Below are 14,580 nucleotides of genomic sequence, written 5' to 3' on the forward strand. Positions count from 1 at the left end.
CCCTTATTCGGCCGGGACTGCGGCGGGTTCGCCGTCAGCCTTGGCATATTTGGCCAGCACCGCCTCGGTGATCGAATTGGGCAGCGGCAGCGGCTTTTCGAAGCGCGCGATCATCGGCAGGATGATCAGGAAATGCGCGAAATAATAGGCCGCGGCGACCTGGCTGATCATCACATAGGGCTCTTCCGCCGGCGCACCGCCGCAATAGCCCAGGATCAGCACGTCGAGCACTAGGATCCAGAAGAACGTCTTGAAGGTCGGGCGATAGCTGCCCGAGCGCACCGGCGAGGTGTCGAGCCAGGGCAGGAAGAAGAGCAGCAGGATCGATGCGAACATCGCCAGCACGCCCAGCAGCTTGGCCGGCACGAAGAAGAAGTCGACGGTGAAGGCGCGCAGGATCGCGTAGAAGGGCCAGAAATACCATTCGGGCACGATATGCGCGGGGGTCGAGAGCGGGTTCGCCTCGATATAATTGTCCGGGTGACCCAGATAATTGGGCGCAAAAAACAGCAGGATCGCGAACAGGATCAGGAAGACGCCCGCCCCGAAACCGTCCTTCGCGGTATAATAAGGATGGAAGGGCACGGTATCCTGCGGGCCCTTCACCTCGACGCCGGTCGGGTTGGAGGAACCGGGAATATGCAGCGCCCAGATATGCAGGATCACCACCGCTGCGATCACGAAAGGCAGCAGGAAGTGGAGCGAGAAAAAGCGGTTCAGCGAGGCATTGCCGGGCGCAAAGCCGCCCAGCAGCCAGGTCTGGATCGGCTCGCCCACCACCGGGATCGCGCCGAACAGGCCGGTGATGACCTTGGCGCCCCAATAGCTCATCTGCCCCCAGGGCAGGACATAGCCCATGAAGGCGGTCGCCATCATCAACAGGAAGATGACGAGGCCGAGCAGCCAGACCATTTCGCGCGGCGCCTTGTAGCTACCGAAATAGAGACCGCGGAAAATATGGAGATAGACGACGATGAAGAAGAAGCTGGCGCCGTTGGCATGGGCATAGCGCATCAGCCAGCCCGCATTCACGTCGCGCATCGTCTGTTCGACAGTGCCGAAGGCGACCAGCGTGTTGGCGCCATAATGCATCGCCATGACCACGCCGGTGACGATCTGGATCAGCAGCGCCAGGCCGGCGAGGACACCGAAATTCCAGAAATAATTGAGGTTGCGCGGCACCGGATAGCCGGCACCGACGGCATTGTAGACGAGGCGCGGCAGCGGCAGCTTCTCGTCGACCCACTGCATCAGCGGATGCTTGGGGGTATAATGTTCAGCCCATGGAAAGCTCATGACGGTCCCCCTCAACCCACAAGAATGGCAGTGTCGGAAGTGAAGCTATACTTCGGCACTTCCAGATTCTTGGGGGCAGGCCCCTTACGGATGCGGGCGGCCGTGTCATAGGACGAACCGTGGCAGGGGCAGAAATAACCGCCGAATTCGCCGCGATTCTCACCCTCGCCCGCGCCCAGCGGCACACAGCCCAGATGGGTGCAGACGCCCATGGTGATCAGCCACTGCTTCTTGCCGTCGACGGTGCGTTCCGCCAGCGTCTGCGGATCGCGCAGCGTGGACGGGTCGACCTTGTCGGCCTCGGCAATTTCCTTTTCGGTGAGCTGGCGAACGAACAGCGGCTGCGACCGGAAGGTGGTCTTGATCGCCTGGCCCGGCTGGATCGCGGAAAGATCGACCTCGGTCGATGCGAGCGCCAATACGTCGGCGCTGGGGTTCATCTGATCGATGAGCGGGAGAATGACGCCGACGGCGCCCACCCCTGCGAAGCTCACCGCAGCGATATTGATGAAATCGCGGCGACGCACTCCGTCTTCGCCGGATAGACCCTGCCCGTCAACTTGTTCTGAGTTCGCCATGCACCTCTACCCTTGCAAGACTTCCCTATTCACGCCGGAATGCCTTGAGTGATCCTGATTATCAAGGGAGTTAGGGTATACCCCGCCTCCCCCCGGCGTGGGTCAAAGGTCTGATAACCGGACTGTCAGGGCTTTGCCAACCGCAAAGTCATCCAGACTATGACAAATCGCCGCGCTGCATTATGCGACAGCCATGCGTATCGCTCTCTACCAGCCCGAAATCGCCGGCAATGTCGGCGCCATCCTGCGCCTCGCCGCCTGTTTTGCCGTGCCCGTCGACATCATCATGCCGACCGGATTCGCCTTTTCCGATGCCCGGCTGAAGCGCGCGGCAATGGATTATGGCGCAGCGGCCGAAGTCGTGCGCCACGCCAATTTCGAGGCGTTCGACGCGGAAAGACGGGCCGCCGGCCGCCGCCTGCTGCTGATGAGCAGCCACGCGTCGGAACGACTGCCCGATGTGACATTTCGCAGTGACGATGTCTTGCTGATGGGATCGGAAAGCGCGGGCGTGCCCGATCATGTCCGCGATCTGGCCGATATTCGCGTGCGCATTCCGATGGCGCCGGGCTTCCGCTCGCTCAACATCGCCGTTTCCACCGGCATCGCCGTTGCCGAGGCCCTTCGCCAGACCGGGAGCTTCCCTGCATGACGCCTGACATCCGCTTTCCCCTGAACCCGCAGCAGCAGGCGGCCCGTGCCTGGTTCGAATCGCTGCGCGACCGGATCTGCGCGGAGTTCGAGGCGATCGAGCGCGAGGCCGGCAGCGACGCCAGCTTCGCCTACACCCCCTGGGATCGCGAGGCCGAAGGCGTAGCGCCGGGCGAAGGCGGCGGCGGCGTGCGCGGGGTGATGAAAGGCAAGGTCTTCGAGAAGGTGGGCGTCAATGTCTCGACGGTGACCGGCGATCTTGCCCCCGGCTTTGCCCAGACCATCCATGGCGCGGCCGACAATCCGGCCTTTTTCGCCACCGGCATCAGCCTGGTCGCGCATATGGCGAACCCGCATGTGCCGGCCGTCCACATGAACACCCGCTTCCTCAACACGACCAAGAACTGGTTCGGCGGCGGCGCCGACCTCAATCCGCCCCTGCCGCGCGACGAGGATACGGCGGATTTCCACGCGGTATTGCAGGCCGCCTGCGACGCCCATGATCCGGCCTATTATCCGCGCTTCAAGGCCTGGGCCGACGACTATTTCTTCATCCCCCATCGCGGCGTGCATCGCGGCGTCGGCGGCATCTTCTACGATCATCTCGAATGCGCGGACGATGCCGCGTTCGACGCCAATTTCGCCTTCACCCGCTCTGTCGGCGACGCGTTCCTGGCCGCCTTCCCGCCGATCGTGCGGCGGCGGATGAACGAGGCGTGGAGCGAGCAAGACTATCGCACCATGCTGGAATGGCGCGGCCGCTATGCCGAATTCAACCTGGTCCATGACCGCGGCACCCTGTTCGGGCTCAAGACCGGCGGCAATATCGACGCGATCCTGATGAGCCTGCCGCCGATGGCGAGCTGGAGCTGATCGCGTGGCATTGACCCCGGTCGATCCGCGCGAGATCGCGACCATCGTCACCCATCTGGAAATGCGCGAGCGGCCCAGGCCCGCGCCGATCCCGCCCGCGCCGCTGCGGCTGGTGCCATGGAAGACGCCGGACCTTGCCGCCTATCGCGCCCTGTTCCGCCGCGTGGGCGAGCCGTGGCTGTGGTTCTCGCGGCTGGTGATGCCGGACGATCAGCTCGCGGCCATCCTGCATGATCCCCTGATCGAGGTCTATGCCGTCACCGACCCGCGCGGGGTCGAGGTCGGCCTGCTGGAGCTGGATTTCCGCAGCCCGGCACAATGCGAGCTGGCCTTTTTCGGGCTGGTGCCCTCGCTCAACGGCAAGGGCCTTGGCAAATGGCTGATGGCGCAGGCCAAGTCGCTCGCCTGGCGCAAGGGAGTGGAGCGCTTCTGGGTTCATACCTGTACGCTCGACAGTCCGGCGGCGCTCGGCTTCTACATCAAGTCGGGCTTCACCCCCTATGGCCGGGAGATCGAGACCTTTGCCGATCCGCGCCTGCTGGGCCTGCTGCCGCCCGGAGCGGCGCCGCAGATCCCGATGTTCGGTCAGCCCGCCGACGCCTGACGATAGATGCGGGCCAGCATCACCAGCATATAGACCTGGATCACGGTCGACACCGCCGCCGAGGCGACGCCGCCCACCAGCCGGGCGGCCTCCGGCCCGGCGGCAAGGCCGGCGAGCGCACCGAAGATCGTCTGCGCCGCCATGCTGGCAATGCCCGACAGCAGGGTGATCAGGATGATGAAGCCCAGCAGCCGCCAGAAACAGCCGCGCGTCAGCGCCCAGGCATGGCGCAGCGAGGGCACCACGCCCTGATTGCCGTCGATCACCGCCGGATTGAGCAGCATCAGCCGGACACTGGCGAAGATGGTGGCGCCGCCGACAAAGGCGCCGAGGATGGCGCCGATGCTGGTGCCCACGGACTCCGAGACCAGGCTGGCCAGGACGGCGACCAGAATCGCGGCCAGCATCACCCCGCCAATCAGGAACATGGCGAGCAAGGCGGTGCCCAGCAGCACCGGCAGTCGCGCGAAGCCCAGGCGCAACGCCTCCCCAACGCTGATGCCCGGCCGCAGCGCGAGAGCGAACAGCGTCAGCGATCCGAACCAGATGATGATAACGCCCAGCAGCATCGCCAGCGCAAAGCCCGGCGGAATTTCGGGCAGGCCAGTGCGCTGGGGATTGGCCATCCATTCGGCCAGTTGCGGCGGCGTCATTTCCTGCAGGATCAGCCCCGGCAGGGCCAGGAACAGCAGCGCGACGGGAAAGAGCAGCGACGCTTCGCGGGCAACGAAGGCAACCGCCTCCTCCCACGCCTTGCCGATCGAGACTGCCGCCATATCTAATGCCTACCCCTGTCCTGCGAAATGCGGCCCGAGACTTGATCGCTCGCCCCGCTCAAGTCAAGGAAGCGCCATGACCGATCCCCTGCCCTTTCCTGACGTCGAGTGGCGCAGCGATGCCGCCCCCGTCGACTATCCGACCGCCCTTGCCGATATGGAGGCGCGAGCCGCCGCCATTTATGAGGGCGAGGCGCGCGAGCGCGTCTGGCTGCTGGAGCATCCGCCGCTCTATACCGCGGGCACCAGCGCCGATCCGGCCGAACTGATCGATCCGCGCTTTCCTGTCCATGATGCCGGGCGCGGTGGCCGCTACACCTATCATGGGCCGGGCCAGCGCATCGGCTATCTCAACATCGACCTGCGCGAGCGCGGCAAGGATGTGCGCAATTTCGTCCATCATCTCGAAGGCTGGATGATCGACGCGCTCGCCGACCTGGGCATTGCCGCCCGCCGCGCCGAAGGCCGCATCGGCATCTGGACCGACGACAGGCAGGGGCGCGAGGCGAAGATCGGTGCGCTGGGCATTCGCGTCCGCCGCTGGGTGACGCTGCACGGCTTTTCGATCAACGTCGATCCCGACCTGTCCCATTTTGGCGGCATCGTGCCGTGCGGGATCAGCGAGTTTCCGGTGACCAGCATCGCCGCACTGGGCGGCAATGCCTCGATGGAAGCCCTTGATGCCGCGCTCAAGGCGCATTTCCCCGCCTTTCTCGGTCGGCTGCGGCGCTGCGGATCGGGCGACGGCACGGGACTTGAGCAATGCGGGACCGCCCGCTAGGGTCCGCCACTTCGCCAGGTGGGGGGCCGCCGGGCATGTTGAGCCATGTTATGGAGACCCGGATGCGCCTTGACGCAAGGATGATGACTGCCGCCCTGTTGATCGGCTGCATGCCGCTGGCAGGCTGCGGCGGTGGCGGCGAAAAGAGCGGCAACACGGTGCAGATGAAGGATATGGAAGTGGTCGATGGCACCGCCACCGACGCCATGACCGATCTGGACGGCGTACAGAGCGAAGGCACCAGCCTGGCCCTGCCGGAAAACCGTACCGAACCCAAGGCCGCTGCCCCGGCCAAGGCGGACAATGCGACCGCACCCGCCAATGATGAGGAAGTCGTGTCGGATCAGTGAGGCTTTTGCCGTTCACTTCCGATACAGCCGCGCTATAGTCGATGCCGTTATGGGGGAATTGGGCGTTCGCGCCGTCAAGACCCCGGCTGAGAGGGTTTATTCAATGACGTTCCGTTTTCGCTCGCGCCAGGCCTTTGCCGCCCTGACGATCGCCGCCGCGTCGCTCGCCGCCGCGCAGCCGGCCGCCGCGCAATTCTTCTGGTCGCCGCCCGACATGTCGGCCCCGGCCCTGACCGACGAAGCCGCCGCCACCGCGCTGGGCCTGCCCGGCGCCACGGCCGACGAAATCAAGGCTGGCCTCACCTGGAACCTGCGCGCCGCAATCAACGTGGCCGCGCTGCAGTGCCAGTTCGAACCGACCCTGCTGTCGGTCAGCAACTACAACGCCATGATCGCCCATCATGACGCCGAACTTGACGCAGCGCAGGCGACGCTGCTCAGCTATTTCCAGCGCACCAAGGGCAAGGGCAAGCCCGGCCAGTCGGCGTCCGACATGTATAATACCCGCATCTATTCGGGCTATTCGACGGTCCAGGCGCAGCGCGGCTTCTGCCAGGCGGCAGCGGCGGTCGGTCGCCAGGCGATCTTCGCCGATCGCGGCCAGCTCAACGTCGTCGCCCGCCAGGGCCTGGCTTCGATCAAGAAGTCGCTCGTCCATGCCGGCGAGCAATATTATGGCGATCCGGGCTGGAACTATCAGCTCGCTTTGCCTTCGCTCGACGCAAAATGCTGGAAGAAGGGCGTGCTGCTGCCCGAATGCCACCAGCAGTGGAACCAGAAGGCGGGCGTCCAGCCCTGATCTGACAGACGCTTAACGCAGGCCCAGATATTTATGGGCCTGCACCGTCAGCCGCCAGCGCGGCCGGGCCATCACCAGATCGATGGCCGCGCGGGCATTGTCCACGGCATGGGCATCGTCGAGCGGCTGGACCAGCAGATGGTCGAAGCCCCAGCCTTCCATCGCCTCGACATCGGCCAGGCTGTGGCCGCCATCGGGCTGCGGCCAGACCAGCTTCAGCTCATTGCCCTTCACCTGGACCACGTCGCTGCCCGCCTTGGGGCTGATGCAGACCCAATCGATGCCCGGATGCGCCGGCAAGGTGCCGTTGCTTTCGATCGCGATGGTGAAGCCACGGCCGTGGAGCGCATCGATCAGCGCATCGTCGACCTGCAGCATCGGCTCGCCACCGGTCAGGACGATATAGGGGCCTTCCCCCTCGCCCCAGAAGGCGAATGCCGCATCGGCCAGCGCGTCGGCGGTCGCGAACTTGCCGCCGCCATCACCGTCGGTGCCCACGAAATCGGTGTCGCAGAAGCGGCAGACGGCATCGCGCCGGTCCTGCTCGCGCCCGCTCCACAGGTTGCAGCCGGCAAAGCGCAGAAATACCGCGCGCCGCCCCGCCTGCACGCCCTCGCCCTGCAGGGTCAGGAACATTTCCTTGACCGCATAGGTCATGTGTCAGGCCTTTCCGGGACGCGTCGCATAGACGGTGGGATCGGGCAGGCCCGCTTCCTCGAAGCCCTTGGAGCGCAGGCGGCAACTGTCGCACAGGCCGCAATGCTTGTTGTCGGGCGTCGGATCATAGCAGGACCAGCTGAGGCCGGCATCCAGGCCCAGGCGATGCGCCTCGCGCACGATGTCCGCCTTGGTCATGAACTGCAGCGGCGTGTTGATGCGGATCGGATGGCCCTCCACCCCCGCCTTGGTCGCCAGCGTCGCCATTTTCTGGAACGCGTCGATAAATTCGGGACGGCAGTCGGGATAGCCCGAATAATCGAGCGCATTGACGCCGATATAGATGTCGCTGGCCGACGCGACTTCGGCCAGGCCCAGCGTCAGCGACAGGAAGATGGTGTTGCGCGCCGGCACATAGGTGACCGGGATTTCGTCGCCCACGCCGCCCTTGGGCACTTCGATGTCGGCGGTCAGCGCCGACCCGCCAAAGGCCGTGAGGTCGAGCGGCAGCACGATATGCGACATGGCATTGAGCGCCGTCGCGACCTTGGCAGCGGCGCGCAGTTCGACGCGATGGCGCTGATTATAATCGATCGTCAGCGCCAGGACGCGATAGCCCGCTTCACGCGCGAGCCCGCCCGCGACCATTGAATCCAGCCCGCCCGAAAGCAAGACGACGGCGAATTTTCCATTCTGTGCGACCATGATGCTGCGCTAGACCTCGTTATGTTGCAGTGCAAGGGGGCCGCCGGTCAGCGGCATGCCCCGACATGGCGCCCTTCGACCATGTTGGAAAAGGGCGCACCGTCGCTGATCCCCTGCGATCGTATCTGGATGAGACGCGGCGTTTCGACGCGCAGGTCGGTGCGCGCATTGCCGGCCGCCCCGCAATCGAAGGTCACGGTGGCGGCAGCAGGCGCGTCGCTGACCACGAACGGCTTGCAGCCGGGGCCGGCATTGGCCGGCTCCAGCAACTGATGCGGCATCGTCACGCACAGGCGGCGGGGCGGCGCAGACGGATCGTCGCGCAGGCGCAATTCCCATTCGCCTGTTTCCAGCTTGGCGAGCGCAGCCAGTTGCGGCGCGTTCGCCGCCCCGGCCCAGCTTGCCATCATCATTGCCGCCGCGGCGCCCAGCGCCTGCAGCCCCAGCCTTGCCATCTTGCGTCCAGACCTTGTCATCGGCGCCGGGGAGCGGCGCCATGCTTCATCCTGTTGTGCCGCGCAATTGCGGCAATTTGATAGCGCGGGGCGAACGGCCGTGCCGCAATTGCCCCGCGCCGGCTTTCAATGGGTCACGAAACTGTCCAGCGCGAGCGGGAACAGCCGCGAGCAGAAGGCGCAATCGACGCCGATAATGCCCTTCTCGTCCGCCATCGCCACCCGCTCGTCCGCCGGGAAGCGGCCGATCACATCGCGAATATGGGCAAGGTCACAGCGACAGCCCTTGGCGAGCGCCGTCGTCTCGGTGACGCGCACTTCCTCTTCTTCATGGAACAGGCGCCAGGCGATGTCGGTCAGCGGCAGGTCGAGATCGGTCAGTTCCTCGTCGCGCAGCGTGCCGGCCAGCGCCTGCACATGTTCCCATTCGGGATGGTCATGGCGCACATGCAGGCGCTCGCGTCCCACTTCGCCCTCGGGCAGATGCTGAAGCAGCAGGCCCGCCGCGATGCAGCCTTCGCCCGGCTCATGCCGGGTCGCGATCTGGACGATGCTGGGGATCTGTTCGGACTGGAAGAAATAATGCTCCGCCGCCTCGGCCAGCGACGATCCATCCAGCGGCACGATGCCCTGATAGCGCTCCCCGGTCGCCGCCTGGTCGAAGGTGATCGCCAGATAGCCCTTGCCGAACAGGCCGAACAGGGTCGGGTCGCTGCCAATTTCCGCCAGCCGCTCGGCATCGAACTTGGCATAGCCGCGCAGCTCGCCGCCCTTGTAGTCGGCCACCAGCAGGCTGACGACGCCATTTTCGGTCTGCGCCTGCAGGGTCAGCTGGCCGCCGGCATCCTTGAGCAGGCTGCCGAGCAGCGCGCCCAGCACCAGCGAGGACGCCAGCACCCGCTCGATCGCCGGGGGATAGGCATGGGCAGACAGCACCTGGTCCAGCACCGGCCCCAGCCGCACGAAACGGCCGCGCACATGGCGCGAGGGGATGGTGAAGCCAAGGGCCTGATCGACATTGGAACTGGTCACGATATTTCCTTCCGATCCACCCGCCCCGAAAGCCGCGAGGGCCCGTCCTCCGCTCCGCAGCGCAGGACAGGCCCCGTCATCTTTCAGGGCGAACGGAAAATTTCGCCCGAATATAGGGTGAGCTTACAGCTTTCCAAGCGCCCAGAGCAGAACCGACTTCTGGGCATGGATGCGGTTCTCCGCCTCGTCCCAGATCAGCGACTGCGGACCGTCGATCACCGCCTCGACCACTTCCTCGCCGCGATGGGCGGGCAGGCAGTGGAGGAATTTGGCGTCCGCCTTGGCGCCCGCCATCAGTTCCGGCGTCACCTGATAGGGCATCATCGCCGCCAGCTTCGCCTCGGCATGGGCCTGGCCCATGGAGATCCAGGTGTCGGTGACGACGACGTCGGCGCCGGCCACCGCCTGCGCCGCGTCGCGAGTCAGGGTGATGGTCGAACCGGCCGCCTGCGCCGCCGCGGCAAAGGACGGATCGGGATCATAGCCCTCAGGAATGCCCATGCGCACGTCGAACTTCATCAGGCCGGCGGCCTCGACGATCGAGTGGAGAACATTATTGCCGTCGCCCAGCCACGCCCATTGGCTGCCCGGCAGCGCCAGCCCATGTTCGACCACGGTCAGCAGGTCGGCGACGATCTGGCAGGGATGCGACAAGTCGGTCAGGCCGTTGATGACCGGGACGCTGGCATATTCGGCCATTTCCTCGATCTTGGCATGATCGTCGGTGCGGATCATGATCGCGTCGGCCATGCGGCTGAGCACGCGGGCCGTGTCGGCGACGGTCTCGCCGCGTCCCAACTGGCTGGTCGCGCCGTCCAGGATCAGCGAATTGCCGCCCAGCTGGCGGATCGCCATGTCGAAGCTGACGCGGGTGCGCGTGCTGTTCTTTTCAAAGATCATCGCCAGCGTGTGACCGGCCAGCGGCGCATCGGCGTCGACCCAACCCTTGGGCTTGCCCGCGCGCGCCGCCTTGCGGTCGATGGCGTCGGCGATCATCGCGGCGATCGCGTCGCCGCCCGCATCGGTGAGATTCAGGAAATGCTTGGTCATTGGAAGTTTTCCCCGCTTCCAACCACCGTTCGTCCTGAGTAGCCATTGAGCGAAGTCGAAATGGCGTATCGAAGGATGCTTCGATACGGGGCTTCGACTTCGCTCAGCCCCTACTCAGCACGAACGGGGCAATATATGGTCAGGCCGCCTTGGCGTCCGCGAAGCTCCGCGCACCGGCGGAAATCTTCTCGATGCACTCGGCGATATGGCTTTCGTCGATGACGAGCGGCGGCAGGATGCGCAGCACATTCTGACCCGCCGATACCGACAGGAAACCATGATGGTCGCGCAGATGACCGACAAAGGCGCGCGCGTCATAAGCGTCCTTCATCTTGACGCCCAGCATCAGCCCCATGCCGCGCACATCCTCGAACATGTCGTCATGGTTCGGGATCATCTGCTCCAGCGCGGAACGCAGACGCGCGCCCATGGCCGTCACCTGCTCCAGGAAGCCGTCCGCCAGCACCTCTTCCAGCACCGCGATGCCCACCGCCATGGCGAGCGGGTTGCCGCCATAGGTGGAACCATGGGTGCCGAACACCATGCCCTTGGCCGCTTCCTCGGTGGCGAGACAGGCGCCGAGCGGGAAGCCCGCGCCGATGCCCTTGGCCACCGCCATGATGTCCGGCTTCACGCCATATTGCTCATGGGCGAAGAAGGTGCCGGTGCGGGCATAGCCGCACTGCACTTCGTCCAGGATCAGCAGCAGGCCATGCTCGTCGCACGCCTTGCGCAGGCCGGCCAGGAAGGCCTGGGTTGCCGGGGTCACGCCGCCTTCGCCCTGCACCGGTTCCAGCAGGAAACCGGCGGTATTGTCGTCGATCGCCGCCAGTGCCGCGTCGAGATCGTTGAAGGGCACGACCTGGAAACCAGGCAGCAGCGGCTCGAAACCATCGCGCATCTTGGGCTGGCTGGTCGCCGAAATAGTGCCCAGCGTGCGGCCGTGAAAGGCGTTGTCGAAGCTGATGATCTTGTGCCGGTGCGCTTGCCCATTGGCATAATGATAGCGGCGCGCGGTCTTGATCGCGCACTCGACCGCCTCGGCACCCGAATTGGTGAAGAAGACGGTGTCCGCGAAACTGTTATCGACCAGCTTCTGCGCGAACGATTCACCCAGCGGCGAGCCATAGAGGTTCGACGTGTGCATCAGCGTCGCGGCCTGATCGGCGATGGCCTGCACAAGCTTGGGATGGCCATGGCCCAGCAGATTGACGGCGATGCCGCTGGCGAAGTCGAGATAGCGCTCGCCGCGCTCCCCGATCAGGTAGCAGCCCTCGCCTCGGACCGGACGCACATCGCACCGGGGGTAAACGGGCATGAGCGGCGTAATCGACATGTGCCTTCCCTTTCTGGGTTGATGCTGCGCGTCCGTGCGCATTGGATATAACGCAAAAAGGCGGCCCCCGCCGGGCCGCCCTTGTGCGAGTGCCGCCTATACAGGCCACCGGAAGGGGGTGCAACCCCGCAACCGGGCCAGTCGGCAGCCTATGGACTGATCGTCCCGTGAGCGATCAGGGCTGGCCGATCTGGCTCCAGGCATCGGCAATCTCGCCGACCATGGCGCGGGCCTGCTCGACCGGCGCAGCATCATGCTCTTTGGCGCTGACCAGCAGCAGCCGGCGGGCCTCGCGATAGATGCGCGCCAGGCCGGTGGCGATGTCGCCGCCCTTGTCGAAGTCGAGGCTCGCTTCCAGCGCGAACAGGATCGACATGGCGCGCGCCTGCTTGTCGGACACCTTCAGCCGGTCGCCATTGCGTTCGGCCAGCGCCGTGGCATCGAGCGCGATCAGCAGTTCGTCGAACAGGATCTTGACCAGCGCGTGGGGCGTGGCGCCCTCGATCCGGCTGCCCGAATGCACCGCCGCATAGCGCCGTGCCGCTGCCGTACCCGCAAAGCTGTGATTATAGAACATGTTTCAAAGTCCCCGATTAACTGTCGCTCTTGTTCCAGGCATCGATCTGCTGCTGGAGATAGCTTTGGGTTGCGTTGAGCGCAGACAGCTTGGTCTGCATTGCCGAATAGATGGAAGTCAGGCGCGTCTCATAGTCGGCCATGTCCTCGTCCAGCTTTTCGAGCTGTTCGGTCAGGCTGTCGGCCAGCTTCTCATAACGGTCCTGCGCCGCCTTGATCGGGCCGTTGTCCAGCTCGATATTGTCGCGCACGCTGTCCATCAGGCCCGACAGGCCCAGATTGTCGGCGGTCGACTTGGCGGGATTGAGCATCTTGGTGATGCCCGCCGGATCGGCGGCCAGCGCCTTGTCCAGCGTGTCGGTGTTGAGCGTCAGCGTGCCGTCGCGGTTGGTCGCGATGCCGATATCGGCCAGCGTCTTGTAGCTGCCGGTCGAAGCCAGCTGGGTCGAGGTGATCTTCGAGAGCTGCGACTTCATGTCGCGCACCGCCGACACACCGTTGAGGACGCCCGCGGTCGATGAATCCGTCCCGGTCGAGGTCGACGTGTTCAGCGCCTTCATCAGCGTATTATAGGCGTCGACAAATTCCTGCAGCAGATCCTTCATCGTCGCGGTCGGCTGGGTCATGGTCAGGTTGACCGTGCTGTTGACGTCCGCCGCGGTCAGTTCGATCCGCAGATAGGGGATCGCATCGTCGATGGTGTTGCTGGCATATTCATAATCGGTGCCGTCGAGCGTGATCTTCGCATTGGCCGGGTCCGACGTCGAGGTCATCGCGCTGCTGTTGAGGCCGGCAAGGACGCTGGTCGAACTGCTGGCCGAGCTGGTGATGGTGAAATCATTGGCCGCGCCGGTTTCGCCCTTGAACACCAGCCGCGTGCCCTGCGCATCGGTGACGACGCTCGCGGTCACGCCGATGTCGGCCGCGTTGATCGCCGAAGCCAGGCCGGAAAAACTGTTATTGCTCGAATCGACGGTGATCGTCGCGGTCTTGCCACCCGCCGTCGTGATGGTGAGCGATCCGGTACCGACCGCCGTGCTGCTGGTGGCGCCGCTGGTCGAGGTCGAGGCGAAGATGCGGGCGGTCGCCAGCGACTTCACCACCAGCTGTGCCGGCATGCCGGTCGGCGTGCCGCCACTCAGCAGACTGACCGACGCGATGTTGGTGTTGGTCGAATTGGGCGTGCCGGTATATTCGGCACCCGACAGGACGCTGGTGAGCGCATCGGCGAAGGTGTCGAGCGAGCTGATGGCCGACGCCAGCGCCGAGATGCGGGCATTGTTGGTCGTCTGCTGGGTGGTGATCGCGGACTGGCGCGGGTCGCGGGTGGCGCTGACCAGGCTGGTGACGAGCGCGCTCGTGTCGATGCCCGAATTGGCACCCAGCGCCGACAGGATGCTGCTCCCTACCGATGTCGTCGTCGTTGCCATGGGCCGTCCTTTCAAATGAGAGAACGGCCGTAGCGCGAAGATGTTTAGGAATGATTTTCAAGCTGATGGCAAAGCCCGCAAAAAAGCGGGCATGGCCGCGATCAGATCGCCGATGCGGACAGGATCTGGTCGACGGTTCCGCGCGCGACATGCGCCTGGGCCGCATAGGCATAGCTGGCCTGCTGGGCGATCCGCTTGGCCAGATCGGCGGCCTGCTCCACCGCCTCGCGGGTGGCGGGCGGCAGCGGAATGTAGATGAAGGGCTGCGGCATCATCGCCTGGACGGCGGCCGATGCGCCATCGACCGACACATCCCCCTGCCCGGCGCGCATATCGGCCAGGATATCGGCGATCCGGGCATGGATGCGCGCATATTCGGCGGCGCCGGCGGCATCCTCGTCGACCGCAACGATATCGACCGCAAAACTCTCCTGCCTGCGCGCATCGCTGGCAGACATGTTGCCCTGCTCGGTTGCCGATTCCGTCGCTGAAACCGGCTGAACGGCCGCAGCCGGCACCGGCGCGCGAACGACGCTCCGATCCACTGGCGAAATCTCGCTACGCGAAAAATACTCGTTCATGACGCACCATCCTAATGCGTCCCCGTAAACAGAATACGGACAAGCGTGGC

Annotated in this window: 18 protein-coding genes; 6 read left to right on the plus strand and 12 right to left on the minus strand. The window is 65.1% G+C overall.

Annotated elements, in window-relative coordinates; all coding sequences use genetic code 11:
- Positions 1–3 precede the first annotated feature (3 nt).
- Entirely contained in the window at positions 4–1,296 is a 1,293-nt protein-coding gene (locus tag ACI6S0_RS13075; protein ID WP_069335742.1) for a cytochrome b, read from the minus strand.
- A gap of 11 nt (positions 1,297–1,307) precedes the next feature.
- Positions 1,308–1,874 carry a ubiquinol-cytochrome c reductase iron-sulfur subunit gene (petA, locus tag ACI6S0_RS13080; protein WP_026109474.1) on the minus strand — a complete coding sequence of 189 codons (567 nt, stop codon included), beginning with the start codon at positions 1,872–1,874 and terminating at the stop codon, positions 1,308–1,310.
- Positions 1,875–2,067: 193 nt separating this feature from the next.
- Between petA and ACI6S0_RS13085 the strand changes: the two genes are divergently transcribed.
- Genes ACI6S0_RS13085 through ACI6S0_RS13095 form a run of 3 tightly spaced genes read left to right on the plus strand, consistent with a single transcriptional unit; the run spans position 2,068 to position 4,002 of the window.
- Positions 2,068–2,526, plus strand: a complete 459-nt coding sequence (locus ACI6S0_RS13085; RefSeq protein WP_004208162.1) for a tRNA (cytidine(34)-2'-O)-methyltransferase — start codon at positions 2,068–2,070, stop codon at positions 2,524–2,526.
- Positions 2,523–3,398: an oxygen-dependent coproporphyrinogen oxidase gene (gene hemF, locus ACI6S0_RS13090; RefSeq protein ID WP_434403300.1), complete on the plus strand. Its 876-nt coding sequence runs from the start codon at positions 2,523–2,525 to the stop codon at positions 3,396–3,398. The genes ACI6S0_RS13085 and hemF overlap by 4 nt, the downstream gene beginning before the upstream one ends.
- 4 nt (positions 3,399–3,402) lie before the next feature.
- Positions 3,403–4,002 carry a GNAT family N-acetyltransferase gene (locus ACI6S0_RS13095; RefSeq protein WP_434403301.1) on the plus strand — a complete coding sequence of 200 codons (600 nt, stop codon included), beginning with the start codon at positions 3,403–3,405 and terminating at the stop codon, positions 4,000–4,002.
- Here the strand turns inward: ACI6S0_RS13095 and ACI6S0_RS13100 are convergent.
- Positions 3,984–4,778, minus strand: a complete 795-nt coding sequence (locus ACI6S0_RS13100) for a hypothetical protein (protein WP_434403302.1) — start codon at positions 4,776–4,778, stop codon at positions 3,984–3,986. The genes ACI6S0_RS13095 and ACI6S0_RS13100 overlap by 19 nt on opposite strands.
- A 76-nt stretch (positions 4,779–4,854) precedes the next feature.
- Between ACI6S0_RS13100 and lipB the strand changes: the two genes are divergently transcribed.
- From lipB to ACI6S0_RS13115, 3 genes are all read left to right on the plus strand, one after another.
- Positions 4,855–5,559, plus strand: a complete 705-nt coding sequence (gene lipB / locus ACI6S0_RS13105; RefSeq protein ID WP_069335739.1) for a lipoyl(octanoyl) transferase LipB — start codon at positions 4,855–4,857, stop codon at positions 5,557–5,559.
- Between the two features lie 62 nt (positions 5,560–5,621).
- A complete protein-coding gene (locus ACI6S0_RS13110; RefSeq protein WP_029547898.1) occupies positions 5,622–5,909 on the plus strand; it encodes a hypothetical protein in 288 nt (95 codons plus the stop codon).
- 103 nt (positions 5,910–6,012) lie between these two features.
- Positions 6,013–6,708 (plus strand): hypothetical protein, encoded by a 696-nt coding sequence (locus tag ACI6S0_RS13115; RefSeq protein ID WP_004208168.1) that lies wholly within the window; start codon positions 6,013–6,015, stop codon positions 6,706–6,708.
- 12 nt (positions 6,709–6,720) lie between these two features.
- Here ACI6S0_RS13115 and queE read toward each other — a convergent pair whose 3' ends face one another.
- The 9 genes from queE to ACI6S0_RS13160 all read right to left on the minus strand — a co-directional run bounded on the left by queE (position 6,721) and on the right by ACI6S0_RS13160 (position 14,530).
- Positions 6,721–7,365 (minus strand): 7-carboxy-7-deazaguanine synthase, encoded by a 645-nt coding sequence (gene queE / locus ACI6S0_RS13120; protein WP_004208169.1) that lies wholly within the window; start codon positions 7,363–7,365, stop codon positions 6,721–6,723.
- Positions 7,366–7,368: 3 nt separating this feature from the next.
- Complete coding sequence (gene queC / locus ACI6S0_RS13125) at positions 7,369–8,070, minus strand: 7-cyano-7-deazaguanine synthase QueC (RefSeq protein WP_004208170.1); 702 nt, start codon at positions 8,068–8,070, stop codon at positions 7,369–7,371.
- A gap of 47 nt (positions 8,071–8,117) precedes the next feature.
- Positions 8,118–8,525 (minus strand): DUF3617 domain-containing protein, encoded by a 408-nt coding sequence (locus tag ACI6S0_RS13130; RefSeq protein WP_159366946.1) that lies wholly within the window; start codon positions 8,523–8,525, stop codon positions 8,118–8,120.
- Positions 8,526–8,651: 126 nt separating this feature from the next.
- Complete coding sequence (locus tag ACI6S0_RS13135) at positions 8,652–9,557, minus strand: Hsp33 family molecular chaperone HslO (protein WP_434403304.1); 906 nt, start codon at positions 9,555–9,557, stop codon at positions 8,652–8,654.
- 123 nt (positions 9,558–9,680) lie between these two features.
- Entirely contained in the window at positions 9,681–10,607 is a 927-nt protein-coding gene (argF, locus tag ACI6S0_RS13140) for an ornithine carbamoyltransferase (RefSeq protein WP_037507687.1), read from the minus strand.
- 139 nt (positions 10,608–10,746) lie between these two features.
- Entirely contained in the window at positions 10,747–11,943 is a 1,197-nt protein-coding gene (locus tag ACI6S0_RS13145; protein WP_434403305.1) for an aspartate aminotransferase family protein, read from the minus strand.
- 175 nt (positions 11,944–12,118) lie between these two features.
- Positions 12,119–12,520, minus strand: a complete 402-nt coding sequence (gene fliS, locus ACI6S0_RS13150) for a flagellar export chaperone FliS (protein ID WP_004208175.1) — start codon at positions 12,518–12,520, stop codon at positions 12,119–12,121.
- A gap of 16 nt (positions 12,521–12,536) precedes the next feature.
- Positions 12,537–13,949 (minus strand): flagellar filament capping protein FliD, encoded by a 1,413-nt coding sequence (gene fliD, locus ACI6S0_RS13155; protein WP_004208176.1) that lies wholly within the window; start codon positions 13,947–13,949, stop codon positions 12,537–12,539.
- Between the two features lie 101 nt (positions 13,950–14,050).
- Positions 14,051–14,530, minus strand: coding sequence for a hypothetical protein (locus tag ACI6S0_RS13160; protein WP_010338839.1), 480 nt, complete (start codon positions 14,528–14,530; stop codon positions 14,051–14,053).
- Positions 14,531–14,580 lie beyond the last annotated feature (50 nt).

The sequence above is a fragment of the Sphingobium sp. DN12 genome, from assembly GCF_051058005.1.
GTDB lineage: Bacteria > Pseudomonadota > Alphaproteobacteria > Sphingomonadales > Sphingomonadaceae > Sphingobium > Sphingobium yanoikuyae.